Source organism: Pseudotabrizicola algicola (genome assembly GCF_010915705.1).
In the GTDB taxonomy this organism is placed as follows: domain Bacteria; phylum Pseudomonadota; class Alphaproteobacteria; order Rhodobacterales; family Rhodobacteraceae; genus Pseudotabrizicola; species Pseudotabrizicola algicola.
On the sequence record NZ_JAAIKE010000004.1, the window covers coordinates 341,351 to 355,034 of the forward strand.

Here is a 13,684-nt window from a genome sequence, read left to right on the forward strand (position 1 = left end):
CTTGCGGGGAAAGGGGCGGCTTAAACCACCCGCTCCACCATCATCTTCTTGATCTCGGCAATCGCCTTGGCCGGGTTCAGCCCCTTGGGGCAGGTCTTGGCGCAGTTCATTATGGTGTGGCAGCGATACAGCTTGAACGGATCTTCCAGATCGTCCAGCCGCTCGCCCGTCGCCTCGTCGCGGCTGTCGATGATCCAGCGATAGGCATGCAGCAGCGCCGCCGGCCCAAGGTATTTGTCGCCATTCCACCAGTAGGACGGGCAGGACGTGCTGCACGACGCGCACATGACGCATTCATAAAGCCCGTCCAGCTTTTCCCGATCCTCGATCGACTGGCGCCACTCCTTCGCGGGGCGGTTGGTCTTGGTTTCCAGCCACGGCATGATGCTGGCGTGCTGCGCGTAGAAATGCGTCAGGTCGGGGATCAGGTCCTTGATGACGGGCATATGCGGCAGCGGGTAGATCTTCACATCGCCCTTCACCTCGTCCAGCCCGTAGATGCAGGCCAGCGTGTTGATCCCGTCGATGTTCATCGCGCAAGACCCGCAGATGCCTTCGCGGCACGACCGGCGGAAGGTCAGCGTCGGGTCGATCTCGTTCTTGATCTTGATAAGCGCGTCCAGAATCATCGGCCCGCAGGTATCCATATCGACAAAATAGGTGTCGACCTGCGGGTTTTTCCCGTCATCCGGGTTCCAGCGGTAGATCTGGAACTTGCGCACATTCTTGCCCTCGGGCTTGGGCCATGTCTTGCCGGTGCGGATCGTCGAGTTCTTGGGAAGCGTGAATTGGACCATGATTTATCCCTTCCATTCCGGGAATGAATAGAGCGGGCGGCTGGGGGGCTGCCCGGATTTCTGATAGACGCAAGAGTCGTAGACCGCCGACGGGTCACGCCCCATGATGAAGTCGGAACTGACCTCCAGCTTGATCCGGCCGGCCGCCCTGCCGCCCGAACCGACCCCCGCCGCGATCTCGCCGCGCGGTTGCTGCGCCAGACGGGCGCGCTCGAAACACTGCCGCTCGGCCTGCTGCACCGGAATCGGCCCGCAGGCCAAGAGCAGCAGCGGCAATCCCAGAACCAACTCCCGCCTCATGGCCGCACCGGAGGCACGCCGCTGGCGGCAAAACAGGCAGCAGCCTCGGGCCGCAACGCGATGCCGCGGATCGTGGCCTTGGTCGAAGACCCCGCCACCACCGCCACATCCCGCGCCAGCGCCTGCACCTCGGCTGCGGTCGCGTTGCGCACGATGCAATCGGTCGCCCGTTGCGCCAGAGGCGTCGGCATATCCAGTTGCACCACCGGCAGCACCACCGAGGCCGCAATCCGCCGCCCCGCCTGATCGGCCACCTGATTGGGGTCGCAGGCGGCCAGCACCAGCACCGAGGCCAAGACCATTCCACGCATCTTTGTCATCCTTTGCGCCTTTTGCCGCTCAGGATGACGCAAGCCCCCGCCCGCGCCAGCCCCCGCCGCAGCACATTTGCGTGCAACAGCGGAAACAGGCCGATATGCGGGGACAGGACGCATCAGAACTTCCGCTCTGCCGGAGCGATCTTCTTCAGGCTGATGCCGCCCTCCGCCTCGCTCGTCAGTGGCTCGGTATGCACCGCGCGATAGCCCAGCGTCACCGATGCGCCATCGACATAGGCCAGCGAATGCTTGCGCCAGTTCACATCGTCGCGCTGCGGATAATCCTCATGCGCATGGGCGCCACGGCTTTCGGTGCGGGCATGGGCACCATAGATGGTGGCCAGCGCGTTCGGCATCAGGTTGGTCAGCTCCAGCGTTTCCATCAGGTCGCTGTTCCACACCAGCGAGCGGTCGGTGACCTTCAGATCGCCCATCCGTCCGGCGATCTCGGTCATCTTGCGCTCGCCTTCGGCCAGCGTCTTGTCGGTGCGGAACACCGCCGCATCGGCCTGCATGGTCTTTTGCATCTCCAGCCGCAGCTCGGCGGTGGGGATCGCCCCATTGGCGTGGCGCAGGGCGTCGAACCGCGACAGCGCACGGTCCACCTCTGCCGCATTGGTGCCGGGCGTTGCCGCCCCGCGATCCACGACAGCGCCCGCCCGGATCGCCGCGGCCCGGCCAAACACCACAAGGTCGATCAGGCTGTTCGACCCCAGACGGTTCGCGCCATGCACGCTGGCGCAACCCGCCTCGCCCACCGCCATCAGGCCGGGGAAAACGCGGTCGGGATCATCCGCCGTGGGGGCCAGCACCTCGCCCCAATAGTTCGTCGGGATGCCACCCATGTTGTAATGGACCGTCGGCAGCACCGGAATCGGCTCCTTGGTCAGGTCCACACCCGCAAAGATGCGCGCGCTTTCCGAAATCCCCGGCAGGCGCAGGTCCAGCGTCTCTTTCGGCAAATGGTTCAGGTGCAGGCTGATATGGTCGCCATTCGCGCCCACGCCACGACCCTCGCGGATTTCCATCGTCATGCAGCGCGACACGTAATCCCGCGGTGCCAGATCCTTGTAATGCGGCGCATAGCGCTCCATGAACCGCTCGCCATTGGCGTTGGTCAGATAGCCGCCCTCGCCGCGCGCGCCTTCGGTGATCAGGCAGCCCGAGCCATAGATGCCCGTCGGGTGGAATTGCACGAATTCCATATCCTGCAGCGGCAGACCCGCCCGCGCCACCATGCCGCCGCCGTCGCCGGTGCAGGTATGGGCGCTTGTCGCGCTGAAATAGGCGCGGCCATAGCCGCCCGTCGCCAGAACCACCATCTTGGCGTTGAACACATGCATGGTGCCGTCATCCAGCTTCCACGCCACCACGCCGGTGCAGGCGCCATCGGTGATGATCAGGTCCAGCGCGAAATATTCGATGTAGAATTCCGCATTGTTCTTCAGGCTCTGGCCATAGAGCGTGTGCAGAATGGCATGGCCGGTCCGGTCGGCGGCGGCACAGGTGCGCTGCACCGGCGGGCCCTCGCCGAACTCGGTCGTATGGCCGCCAAAGGGCCGCTGGTAGATCTTGCCCTCTTCCGTGCGCGAAAACGGCACGCCGTAATGTTCCAGCTCGTAGACCGCCTTCGGGGCCTCGCGCGCCAGATATTCCATCGCGTCGGTATCGCCCAGCCAGTCCGACCCCTTCACCGTGTCATACATGTGCCACTGCCAGCTGTCCGGCCCCATGTTGCCGAGAGACGCCGCGATCCCGCCCTGCGCCGCAACCGTGTGGCTGCGCGTCGGGAACACTTTGGTCACGCAGGCCGTGCGCAGCCCTTGCTCCGCCATGCCCAGCGTCGCGCGCAACCCCGCGCCACCCGCGCCCACCACGACCACGTCATAGTCATGCACTTCATATGGATAAGCCGTCATGTTCTTTCCTTCACAGCGCCATGCGCGCCAGGGCAAACAGCCCCGTCGCCGCAATCGCCCAGGCAAGGCAGGTCACCAGAATGACCGCCAGTTTGCGCGCCGAGCCCTGCACATAATCTTCAATCATCATCTGCGCGCCGCTGGCGAAATGCTTCATCCCCACCACCAGCACCAAGGCCGTCAGGATCGCCGGGAAGGGCCGCCCGAAGGTGGCCACCACCTCTTCCTGCGATCCGCCCAGCGCCGAGCCGAACACATAGAGCCATGCCGGAATCATCAAGGCCAGACCAACCGAAGACACCTGCATCGCCCAGTGATGGGCCGTGCCAGTGCCAGAAGCCCCCTTGCCGACAGCCCGCTTCCGATCCGTAATATAGCGCATCCGCCCGTCCCTCACTGAACCAGAAGAATTGTGATCACGGTCAGCACAACCGACCCGATGATGACACCCCAGCCCAGCTTTTCCGCCGTCGGAATGTCCAGACCCTTGCCCGCATCGAAATACAGATGCCGCAGACCGGCCAGATAGTGATACCACACCGCCCAGAGCGAGCCGGTGAACACCAGATCACCGAACCAGCTTGTCGCCACCGCATCCGCCGTGGCGAAATAGTCGGGCGACACCGCGGCCGCCAGCAACCACCATACCGCCAGCAGCGTGCCGACGATCAGCGCATTGCCGGTAATCCGCGTGAGGATAGAGGTGATGGAGGTCAGTTGCGGACGATATATCTGCAAATGCGGGGAAAGCGGCCGTTTGACCTGCTTGACGTTTGCCATTTCGGTTCCCTTCGTCGCTGGCTTGTCCCGGGGAAGACTCCAAAAAGGCCGGTCCGGGGCGCGCTTCGATCATTGCCTTCTGAATAGCGGTTTTTTCCATCATGTCACGCGCCCCGATGCCGCCAATCAGGCAATTTAGCGCTAACAGGCAGAAATTCTGCGCTTTGTGATCACGATTTTTCCGCGCGTGATCACAATTCGGGATCAAGCCCCATCATCCATTCCGCCAGCTCCCAGCACATGGTCACCGACACGGTCGACGGGTCGTAATAGGCATTGGGCTCGTCACACAGCGCGATTTCGACATCCAGCGTCGCCGGCAGGGTCAGGATCGAATTCAGATAGTCGATCTCCTCGCGGATCATCTCGGCAAAGGGGTCATCCGCGTCCTCCGGCCCCGTCCAGCGCAGCGACTCTCCCGGCCCGATCTCGTAGAGCTCGTCCAGAAAGGTGCCCCAGCTCTGGCTGGCAAGCTCGTATTCCTGCGGGCAGGTTGCCGCCCGCCCTTCGGACAGCCCAAGCTCCGCCGCCATCTCGGCGCGGTTTTCGGGGTCCGCGCCATAGTAAAGGCAGACATAGGTGAAATAGCGCCGCTCGTCGGGCGAATGCACGCCGCCGAAATCGGGGGCCTCGCCCGTATCGGCCCAGATCGCCGCGCTCTGCGCCCAATAGCCCGCCGCCGCCCGCAGCTTGAACGCGCTGTCCTCCGGCTCCCACAATTCGTGGATCAGCACCGCCGAGAGGATATCGGCGGCATCCTCCTCCAACCCCAGCACCGGCAATTCAAGAATGTCGATCAGCGCATGGCCAAGCTCGTGGTAGAACACCGCCTGATAGGCCGCCAGCGCATTCTCCAGCACCTCGTCCTCGGTCAGATCCTCCGCCGGACCGGCGGGCGTGGGCCACATCTGCGCCCCCGCCGGCATGCCGAAACCCGCCAGCGCCAGACAGGCCAAGCCGAAAACCGCACTCTTCAGTCCCACAACCGCAATCCTCGCCCAAAAGGCCCCCGGCGCGGATCAGAGCGGAATCAGCGCCCAATAATCAAGATCCAGCAGAACCTCGGGCAGATATTTTCCGTCTGCCCCGCGCAATTCGAACGCCGCCCCGCGCGTTGCCACCAGCCGCAGGCGCAGCGCGCCCACGCCGGGGGCGCTCGTCTCGGCCCGCTCCAGCACCTCGGACCACGCCCGCACGGTGTCGCCCGCATAGCAGGGGTTGGCATGGGCGCCCGCATTCAGCGCCACGACCATCTGCGCATTGGCCAGCCCGTTGAAGGACAGCGCCCGCGCAAGGCTGATGACATGGCCGCCATAGATCAGCCGCCGCCCGTCCTCGCGCGCGGTGGCGTCGAAATGCACCTTGGCGGTGTTCTGCCACAGACGGGTGGCCAGCATATGCTCGGCCTCCTCCACCGTGACCCCGTCGACATGGTCAATCCGCTCGCCCACCGCGTAGTCGCCCCAGCGGTGGCGCTCTCCGGCAAGCGCGAAGTCATAGCGCGTGAAGTCCAGCCGGCGCGGCATCACCAGCGCCTCGGGCACCACCACCGGCGCCAGTTGCGGCACCACCGCCGCCGGTGCGGGCGCATCCGGCCGCCCCTTGCGCACCATCACCCAGCGCACATATTCCAGCACCGGCTCGTCATCCTGGTTGAAGCCGCGCGTGCGCACCCAGACCACGCCCGACGTGCCGCTCGAATTCTCCTTCAGCCCGATCACCGTGCTTTCCGCCCGCAGCGTGTCGCCCGCAAAGACCGGCTGCAACCAGCGCCCCTCGGCATAGCCGAGATTGGCCACCGCATTCAGGCTGATATCCGGCACGGTCTTGCCGAAAACGGTATGAAAGGCGAGCAGATCATCCATCGGCGCTTCGCGCAGCCCGCAGCTTTGCGCAAACGGGTCGGACGAGTAGACCGCATGCCGCGCGGGGTAGAGCGCATGGTAGAGCGCCCGCTCCCCCCCCGACAACGTGCGCGGCACCGCATGGGCGATCACCTCGCCCAAGCGGTAATCCTCAAAAAAGCGCCCCGGATTGGTCTTCATCGCCGCCCTCGTTCAGATCCGCCCGTAGGGTGCGTGCTTGCACGCACCCCTCGCCCGGGCCGCCAAAGGTGCGTGCAAGCACGCACCCTACCTAATGTTCGCCCAGCTTCACCTCGGGCGTATACTCCCCGATGACCTCCTTGGTCACCGCCTGACCGCAGCGCATCACCCCGCGCGCCGCGTCAAAGGCATAGGTGGGATCGCCATGCAGCACCCACCCCTTGTTCAGCGCCGCCGTCACCTTGTGACAAAAGGCCGATGTGTCATCCTCGGACAAGAACCGGTACAGCTTCATTTCCTCACCCCCAGGGCTGCACGCCCAGCCAGTTGTGCACCAGCATCAGCACGACCGTCACCATCACCGTGGCCGCAATCGCCACGACCTCCTTCGACATCGGGCGCGGGGCGGGCGGCACCCACTCCGGCTCGGCGCGGTTGATCACGATGACCTCCACCACGGCCCAGGCCAGCAGACCGCCGAAGAGCACAAGGCTCGGCAGGTCCCCGTTCACCAAGAGATGCGCCACCGCCCAGAGCTTGAACCCCGTCAGCTGCGGGTGCCGCACCTTGCGCGCGAGCCAGGTCTTCGCCCCCGACGCCGCATAGCAATAGACCGCCAGCACCATCAGCAGGTTGTTGATCCCCACCAGCGCAGGCGTCCGCCCCCACCAGACCGGACCATCCGCCTGCCCGTATCCCCAATACATCAGCGCGATGCTCAGGACCAGAAGCGCCGTCACCAGCCCCTTGCCCGCATCGCCCATGCGCGCCCGCGCCTCCGGGGCGATCCGTTTGAAGAAATGCGCGCCCCACCAGAGCGCCACGCCAAGAATGAGTAAGGTCATGGGTTACCTCCGCCTGCCTTGCGGCACCTTGGCCTCAATCGGCCAGCGCCGCAATCGCCTCGGCGCGTGCCAGCGTCGCCCGCGCCGTCACGATATGCAGGTTCTCCACGATCCGGCCATCGACCACCGCCACCGCCTGCCCCCCGGCCAGGGCCGCGTCGAAAGCCGCGATCTGCCGCCGCGCGAGGTCGATCTCGGCCTCGTCCGGCGCGAAGGCCGCATTGGCAATCTCCAGTTGCGCGGGGTGAATCAGCGTCTTGCCGTCAAACCCCATGTCGCGGCCCTGCGCACATTCGGCGCGCAAGCCCTCGTCATCCTTGAACGCATTGAACACGCCGTCCACGATCACGCGGCCATGCGCCTTGGCGGCCAGCAGGCACAGCCCCAGCCCCGCCATCATCGGCAGCCGGTCGGCACGGCTGCGTGACCCGAGTTCCTTGGCCAGATCATTGGTGCCCATCACCATGCCCTGCAACGCGGGGTGCGCCGCAATCGCGCCCGCATTCAACATGCCCAGCGCGGTTTCCATCATCGCCCACAGCGGCTTGTCCGGCACCACCGCCGCGACCGCATCCAGATCGGCGGGCGTGCTCACCTTCGGCACCAGCACCGCATCTACCCCCGCATGTCCGGCAAAGGCCGCCGCATCCGCGCGGCCCCAGTCGGTGTCAAACCCGTTGATCCGCACGATCCGCGCCCGCTTGCCGTAATCGGCCCGCAACGCCTCTGCCAGAACCTCGCGCGCCCGCACCTTCTCGTCCGGCGCCACCGCATCTTCCAGATCGAAGATGATCGCATCCGCCGCCAGCCCTTGCGCCTTTTCCAAGGCGCGTTCCTTCGATCCGGGGATGTAGAGCACAGAGCGGAACGGGCGGGCGGGTTTGGCGGTGGGCGGTGTCATCGATTCGACCTCAAGCAATATTCTTGCGCCAGAAGCCGCGATTTCCTCACAAACCGCAAGCCCAAATTTGCCGCATCGCAGCATCGCCGCCCGTCCCGCCCTGCGCGGGGCGCGCGCGGTTAACCGATTCTACGCAGTTGAGGCGCAGCCTTTGCGCCATCGCACCCTGCTTGATCCCACCCCGCTTGACCACAGGAAAGGCATGCCATGAACCAGACGCTCCTCGCCTTCTCGCTCGGCGCCGCCGGGCTCATCCTCGCCGCCACCCAGGTCCATTCCGCCCCGCAATGCGGCGCGCGCGATCTCGTGCTGCGCCAGCTTGCCGAACGCTATGGCGAAACCCGTCGCGGCGTCGGACTGGCGGCCAATAACTCGGTGATGGAGATGTTCGCCTCCGCTGCCTCGGGAAGCTGGACCATCACCGTCACCCTGCCCGACGGGCGCATGTGCCTTCTGGCCTCGGGCGAAGGCTTCGAACCGGTGGCCGAGGACCTTCCCGCGAAGGGCCGCCGCATCTGACACCCGGCACCGCCCCCGCAACATTCTTGCTCTGAGGGCGGAACCAGTCGCACGCGGCCTGCGTTGATCTGTCATGCAAGGGGAAACCCGCCGAGGGCCCCCGATGAAAGATGAAAGGAACGCAGCATGAGCAGCACCAGCGACAAGATCAAAGGCACCGCCAACGATGCCATGGGCAACGTGAAGCAAGCCGTCGGCAAAGCGACCGACAACAAGAAACTGCAAGCCGAAGGCATCATGCAAGAGCGCAAGGGCGAAGCCCAGAAAGCTGTTGGCGAAGCCAAGGATGCAGTGAAGCGGACCATCGACAACGTCTGACGTCGATGTGCGACTGGCTTTCCTCAAGGCCGGAAAAGGGTGCCCTCGTGGCACCCTTTTCTTTTGCCCGCCCCCATCTTAGCCCGTCCCCACCTTTGCCTACCCGAAAGCGCAAGCGGTGAGGGGTCAAAACGCCGCAATCCGAACCTTTGGCCTTAGACGCACGGCCCCGGCATCGGGCGCTAGAGGGCAAATCCCCCCGCGATGCCGTCCCAGATCAGCTTGGCCGACAGCGCCAGCAGCGCCCAGGTGACAAAACGGAAAAACGCGGCCTCGGGCAGCAGCTTTACCAGCTTCAGCCCCACGAACACCGACACCGCCGCCACCGGCATCAGCACCACCGCCACCCGCAGATTGCCCGCACTCAGCTGCCCCAGCTGCCAATACGGCACCAGCTTCACCGCATTCACGATGGCAAAGGCAATGGTCGAGGTGCCCGCGTAGACCAGCTTCGGCATCCCCAGAGGCATCGTATAGACCTGATAGGGCGGCGCGCCCGCGTGGCTCACAAAACTGGTAAATCCGGTCATCGCCCCCCAGAACAGCCCCGGGGCCACCCGGGCGGGGCGCGGGCTCACCGGCCCCTTGCGCCGCAACAGCAGGTTCAGCGCGAACACCAGCCCGATCGCCCCCACCAGCGCCGTCACCGCCCAAACCGGCACCAAGGCCGCCGTGGCCCAGCCCACGCCCACGCCCACCACCATCCCCGGCACCAGAATCGCGATCACCCGCGCGTTGAACGCATGGCGATAGGCATAAAGCCCGAACATGTCGGACAGCACATAGACCGGCAGCAGCAAGCCCGCCGCTGTCACCGGATTGATGACCAGAGCCAGCACCGGAACGCCCAGTATGCCCACCGCCGGCAAGCCGCCCTTGCCCATGCCCACCAGCGATGCCGCGACCACCGCCGCCGCCCAGAATGCCACACCTTCCACGCGCGCCCCTCCGTTTTTTCTACCGCTAGCGCAAACACCTCGGACCTGCCAGCCAAACGGCACACAATCGCATACAATCAGCCCCAAGCAGCGCTTGCCAGACTCGTCACAAGGGGCTAGGCCATGCGCGAACATTCCACCAGACGGGAGAATACCCATGGCACGACCCAAGATCGCCCTCATCGGCGCAGGACAGATCGGCGGCACGCTCGCCCACCTCGCCGCGATCAAGGAACTCGGTGACATCACCGTGTTCGACATTGCCGAAGGCACCCCGCAGGGCAAGGCGCTCGACATCGCACAATCGGGTCCGTCCGAGGGCTTCGATGCCGTGATGAAGGGCACCAACTCCTATGCCGACATCGCGGGCGCCGACGTCTGCATCGTCACCGCAGGCGTGCCGCGCAAGCCGGGCATGTCGCGCGACGACCTTCTGGGCATCAACCTCAAGGTGATGAAAGCCGTCGGCGAGGGCATCAAGCAGCACGCCCCCAACGCCTTTGTCATCTGCATCACCAACCCGCTCGACGCGATGGTCTGGGCCCTGCGCGAATTCTCGGGCCTGCCGCACCATATGGTCGTCGGCATGGCCGGCGTGCTCGACAGCGCCCGCTTCCGCCACTTCCTCTCGGTCGAATTCAACGTCTCGATGCGCGACGTCACCGCCTTCGTGCTGGGCGGCCACGGCGACACCATGGTCCCGCTGACCCGCTACTCCACCGTCGGCGGCGTGCCGCTGCCCGATCTGGTCGAAATGGGCTGGACCACGCAGGACAAGCTCGACGCCATCGTGCAGCGCACCCGTGACGGCGGCGCCGAGATCGTCGGCCTGCTGAAAACCGGCTCCGCCTTCTACGCCCCCGCCACCTCGGCGATCGAGATGGCCGAAGCCTTCCTGAAAGACCAGAAGCGCCTGCTGCCCTGCGCCGCCTATGTCGATGGCGCCCTGGGCCTCAATGGCCTCTATGTCGGCGTTCCGACCATCATCGGTGCGGGCGGCGTTGAACGCATCGTCAACATCTCGCTGAACAAGGACGAACAGGCCATGTTCGACAAATCGGTCGACGCGGTCAAAGGTCTGGTCGCGGCCTGCAAGGGCATCGAACCCTCGCTGGCCTGATCGCGGCCCTGCCGCTTTACGCTCCGGCGCGCAGCCCCCAAGGGCTGCGCGCCTTTCTTTTGCCCGCCCGCACCCCCCGCTTGACCCAGATCAACGGCAGCCCCCGCCCGCCCGCGCTATCCTTCCCCCGAACACTTGGCAGCGCACAGGGGGGCCGCGACATGGACGACCAGAACAGCCTAATCGACACGGCCCCGCCCGAACCCGCAGCCGAGGCAGAGCCCGATGGCGGTATCCCACGCCACCTCCCCGCCTTGGCCGAGGCCGACATCCGCAGCGCCTTCGAGACCGGCGAATACCCCTATGCCCGCCCCTTGGGCCGCGCGCGCTATGAAAAGGAAAAGGCGCTCCTGCAGGCCGAACTGCTCAAGCTGCAGATCTGGGCGCAAGAGACGGGGCAGAAATTCGTCATCCTGATGGAAGGCCGCGACGCCGCCGGCAAGGGCGGCACCATCAAACGCTTCATGGAACATCTCAACCCGCGCTATGCCCGCGTGGTGGCGCTCACCAAACCCTCCGAGATCGAAAAGGGCCAGTGGTTCTTCCAGCGCTATATCCAGCACCTGCCCACCTCGGGCGAGATCGTGTTCTTCGACCGCAGCTGGTATAACCGCGCGGGGGTGGAACGGGTGATGGGCTTCTGCACCCCCGCTGAATACCTCGAATTCACCCGTCAGGCGCCCGAGCTGGAACGCATGCTGGTGCGCTCGGGCATCCGGCTCTTCAAATACTGGTTCTCGGTCACGCAGGCCGAACAGCGCGCCCGCTTCCTTGCCCGCGAAACCGATCCGCTCAAGATGTGGAAACTCTCGCCCATCGACAAGGCATCGCTCGACCGCTGGGACGACTATACCGAGGCAAAAGAGGCGATGTTCTTCTACACCGACACCGCCGATGCGCCCTGGGTCATCATCAAGTCGAATGACAAGAAACGCGCACGGCTCAACTGCATGCGCCATTTCCTCGCCTCGGTCGACTATCCGGGCAAGGATCATGCGGTGGTCGGCACCTGCGATCCGCTGATCGTGGGGCGCGCCGCACAGGTGCTTGGCGCGCAGCACGATATTCTCGAGGCGGCAACCCATCCGGCAACCCGCCGCTAGGGCCGCGCATGCGTGGCCCCCACCGCGTCTGCGCGCGCCTCCCCGCGCGCGCAGACGCCCCCGCCGGAAAAACGCGCCCGTAATAGACGCCCCGACAGGCGCAGCGCGCCCCTTCACAGACATCGCGCCGCAAAAAAATGGCCCCTGATCCTTCTATGCGGATCAGGGGCCAGTTCAGGTTACAACAGTAAGATACCTCGGGGTGAAACGCCCGCTCCGCCTTTGCCGCGCAGGCCCCGAAGCTCGGGTCCCGCATAAGACGTTGCTTGCGCAACTCCCCGCTCCAAGGGCCAGAGTACCCTCAAACTCGGGTGCCACCCCCCGGGTCCTTGCGGGGGGCAGCGAATGGGTCAGATCAGTGGAACAGGCTCTTGCGGCGCGCGCCGGCCACGAACAGGCCCGGCTTTGCGGCGGGCTTGGCGGCGGCTTCGCGGGTCAGAGCGTCCATCCGGCGCAGGAAAGCCAGATCAGCCCGCAGCTTGGCGCTATCCTCAAGGTCTTGCGGCAGCACGATGCGCGAAAAATGGGTCATGGCTTTCTCTCCTCAACTGCGGGCGGCGATGCCGTCGAGCGTTCCTGACTTGTGCGGCTTGGCGTTTCGGGCCGTGCTGCGGTTCACTTGCGGGGCGGTCCGTCTTGGGCATCCGCTCCTTCTGGAATTGATATTCCCGCAAGCCCCCCGATTCTGCCATTCACGCAAGGTATGGAACGGACTGACATAACGCTTGCCTCCCGCCCCTTGGTCTGCAACCGGCAGACTTAAGTATAGGCAAATCCGGCCAAAGCCCGCGGCCCCCGAAAGCAATCAGGCCCGACCCTTGCGGGCCGAGCCTGATCTGGACCTATATGCAACCGGCACTCGCGGACACGCGCCAGCCGCAATACGGACACCCCCAGCTGGCTAAATCAGCCGAGCGCGAGCCGGATGATCTGGAACCAGACAAAACCGCCGCCCAGAACCGATGGCAAAATCCACCAGCCAGAAGGCATCGCAAGCGACGTGGTGGCATCACGTTCTTGTGCTTGTTTGGCGCGTGCTCCGGTAACAGCTGTCATCTTCTCGCCCCTCAGGCTTCTTTGCGTAGTGCCTTTCATAACGCAAAAGGCCCCCGCCCGCGTGGCGACAGGCGGATGACTCGCCCATCCAAACGCCTGACCACCCATCCTTTCGACAGCAAAACCCGCACCCGATACACTGCCCGCACCCCAACCCGCCCGCGCGCCACCGGCAAGCCGACTCACTTCACCCCGACCCTAGCTTACAACCCTTTCCATCTGCTGAACCCCGTTCCTCCGGTCCCCGCCCGCAGCGCCTCGCCCGCAGCGCCTCACCCAAAGGCCCATACCCAACCCCGCAGCGCCCCCCCGCATGCTGCACCCCCGCCATTGCGCGCCCCCCGTCCCGCAACGCAGCGTCCGACCTCCGCACGGCGCCCCTGCCCCGCGCCCCTCGGCGCTCAGCATCAACCCGCGCCCCTCGGCGCTCGGCACCAACCCGCTCCCCGAGCGGCCCGATACCGGCCCCGCCCCGACACGCCTGCCGCAGCGCCCGACCTCCGCGCGGCGCCCCTGCCCCGCGCCCCTCCGCGCTCGGCATCACCCCGCGCCCCAAGCGGCCCGATACCGGCCCCGGCCCCGCCACGCCTTGCGCAGCGCCCGACCTCCGCGCGGCGCCCCTGCCCCGCGCCCCTCGGCGCTCGGTATCAACCTGCGCCCCGAGCGGCCCGATACCGGCCCCGCCCCGACACGCCTTGCGCAGCGCCCGACCTCCGCGCGGCCCCT

General features: G+C 65.7%; 18 protein-coding genes. 4 read left to right on the forward strand and 14 right to left on the reverse strand.

Translation table 11 applies throughout. The features are described from left to right. Positions 1-20: 20 nt before the first annotated feature. The 11 genes from G3572_RS14660 to G3572_RS14710 form a co-directional block, all read right to left on the reverse strand. On the reverse strand, positions 21-797 hold the full coding sequence (locus G3572_RS14660) for a succinate dehydrogenase iron-sulfur subunit (RefSeq protein WP_164613141.1): 777 nt from the start codon (positions 795-797) through the stop codon (positions 21-23). 3 nt (positions 798-800) lie between these two features. Beyond that, positions 801-1,097 (reverse strand): hypothetical protein, encoded by a 297-nt coding sequence (locus G3572_RS14665; RefSeq protein WP_164613143.1) that lies wholly within the window; start codon positions 1,095-1,097, stop codon positions 801-803. Continuing rightward, complete coding sequence (locus G3572_RS14670) at positions 1,094-1,408, reverse strand: hypothetical protein (RefSeq protein ID WP_164613145.1); 315 nt, start codon at positions 1,406-1,408, stop codon at positions 1,094-1,096. The genes G3572_RS14665 and G3572_RS14670 overlap by 4 nt, the downstream gene beginning before the upstream one ends. 122 nt (positions 1,409-1,530) lie before the next feature. Then, complete coding sequence (gene sdhA, locus G3572_RS14675) at positions 1,531-3,333, reverse strand: succinate dehydrogenase flavoprotein subunit (RefSeq protein ID WP_164613147.1); 1,803 nt, start codon at positions 3,331-3,333, stop codon at positions 1,531-1,533. A 10-nt stretch (positions 3,334-3,343) separates the two neighbouring features. Beyond that, positions 3,344-3,715 carry a succinate dehydrogenase, hydrophobic membrane anchor protein gene (gene sdhD / locus G3572_RS14680; RefSeq protein ID WP_164613149.1) on the reverse strand — a complete coding sequence of 124 codons (372 nt, stop codon included), beginning with the start codon at positions 3,713-3,715 and terminating at the stop codon, positions 3,344-3,346. Positions 3,716-3,726: 11 nt separating this feature from the next. Continuing rightward, positions 3,727-4,113, reverse strand: coding sequence for a succinate dehydrogenase, cytochrome b556 subunit (sdhC, locus tag G3572_RS14685; protein WP_164613151.1), 387 nt, complete (start codon positions 4,111-4,113; stop codon positions 3,727-3,729). 191 nt (positions 4,114-4,304) lie between these two features. After that, complete coding sequence (locus G3572_RS14690) at positions 4,305-5,096, reverse strand: DUF4344 domain-containing metallopeptidase (protein ID WP_164613153.1); 792 nt, start codon at positions 5,094-5,096, stop codon at positions 4,305-4,307. 36 nt (positions 5,097-5,132) lie between these two features. Next, positions 5,133-6,158, reverse strand: a complete 1,026-nt coding sequence (locus tag G3572_RS14695; protein ID WP_164613155.1) for a MaoC family dehydratase — start codon at positions 6,156-6,158, stop codon at positions 5,133-5,135. A gap of 91 nt (positions 6,159-6,249) precedes the next feature. After that, positions 6,250-6,453 (reverse strand): DUF1737 domain-containing protein, encoded by a 204-nt coding sequence (locus tag G3572_RS14700; protein ID WP_164613157.1) that lies wholly within the window; start codon positions 6,451-6,453, stop codon positions 6,250-6,252. Between the two features lie 4 nt (positions 6,454-6,457). Continuing rightward, the gene (locus tag G3572_RS14705; RefSeq protein ID WP_164613159.1) at positions 6,458-7,003 is read right to left on the reverse strand and encodes an NnrU family protein; all 546 of its coding nucleotides are present in this window, start codon (positions 7,001-7,003) and stop codon (positions 6,458-6,460) included. A 34-nt stretch (positions 7,004-7,037) separates the two neighbouring features. After that, positions 7,038-7,904 carry an HpcH/HpaI aldolase/citrate lyase family protein gene (locus G3572_RS14710; RefSeq protein WP_164613161.1) on the reverse strand — a complete coding sequence of 289 codons (867 nt, stop codon included), beginning with the start codon at positions 7,902-7,904 and terminating at the stop codon, positions 7,038-7,040. Between the two features lie 207 nt (positions 7,905-8,111). Here G3572_RS14710 and G3572_RS14715 point away from each other — a divergent pair, with 207 nt between their 5' ends. Both G3572_RS14715 and G3572_RS14720 read left to right on the forward strand, forming a co-directional pair. Next, on the forward strand, positions 8,112-8,423 hold the full coding sequence (locus G3572_RS14715; RefSeq protein ID WP_164613163.1) for a hypothetical protein: 312 nt from the start codon (positions 8,112-8,114) through the stop codon (positions 8,421-8,423). A 126-nt stretch (positions 8,424-8,549) separates the two neighbouring features. Further along, the gene (locus G3572_RS14720; RefSeq protein WP_164613165.1) at positions 8,550-8,741 is read left to right on the forward strand and encodes a CsbD family protein; all 192 of its coding nucleotides are present in this window, start codon (positions 8,550-8,552) and stop codon (positions 8,739-8,741) included. Positions 8,742-8,923: 182 nt separating this feature from the next. Here G3572_RS14720 and G3572_RS14725 read toward each other — a convergent pair whose 3' ends face one another. Next, positions 8,924-9,679, reverse strand: coding sequence for a sulfite exporter TauE/SafE family protein (locus tag G3572_RS14725; RefSeq protein ID WP_164613167.1), 756 nt, complete (start codon positions 9,677-9,679; stop codon positions 8,924-8,926). 157 nt (positions 9,680-9,836) lie between these two features. Between G3572_RS14725 and mdh the strand changes: the two genes are divergently transcribed. Together mdh and ppk2 are read left to right on the forward strand one after the other, a co-directional pair. Further along, a complete protein-coding gene (gene mdh / locus G3572_RS14730) occupies positions 9,837-10,799 on the forward strand; it encodes a malate dehydrogenase (protein ID WP_164613169.1) in 963 nt (320 codons plus the stop codon). A gap of 161 nt (positions 10,800-10,960) precedes the next feature. After that, a complete protein-coding gene (ppk2, locus tag G3572_RS14735; protein ID WP_164613170.1) occupies positions 10,961-11,902 on the forward strand; it encodes a polyphosphate kinase 2 in 942 nt (313 codons plus the stop codon). A 355-nt stretch (positions 11,903-12,257) separates the two neighbouring features. On the opposite strand, the gene G3572_RS14740 is transcribed toward ppk2, so the two are convergent. Next, positions 12,258-12,434: a hypothetical protein gene (locus tag G3572_RS14740; protein ID WP_164613172.1), complete on the reverse strand. Its 177-nt coding sequence runs from the start codon at positions 12,432-12,434 to the stop codon at positions 12,258-12,260. Between the two features lie 374 nt (positions 12,435-12,808). Then, positions 12,809-12,958 (reverse strand): hypothetical protein, encoded by a 150-nt coding sequence (locus G3572_RS14745; protein WP_164613174.1) that lies wholly within the window; start codon positions 12,956-12,958, stop codon positions 12,809-12,811. Between the last annotated feature and the right edge of the window lie 726 nt (positions 12,959-13,684).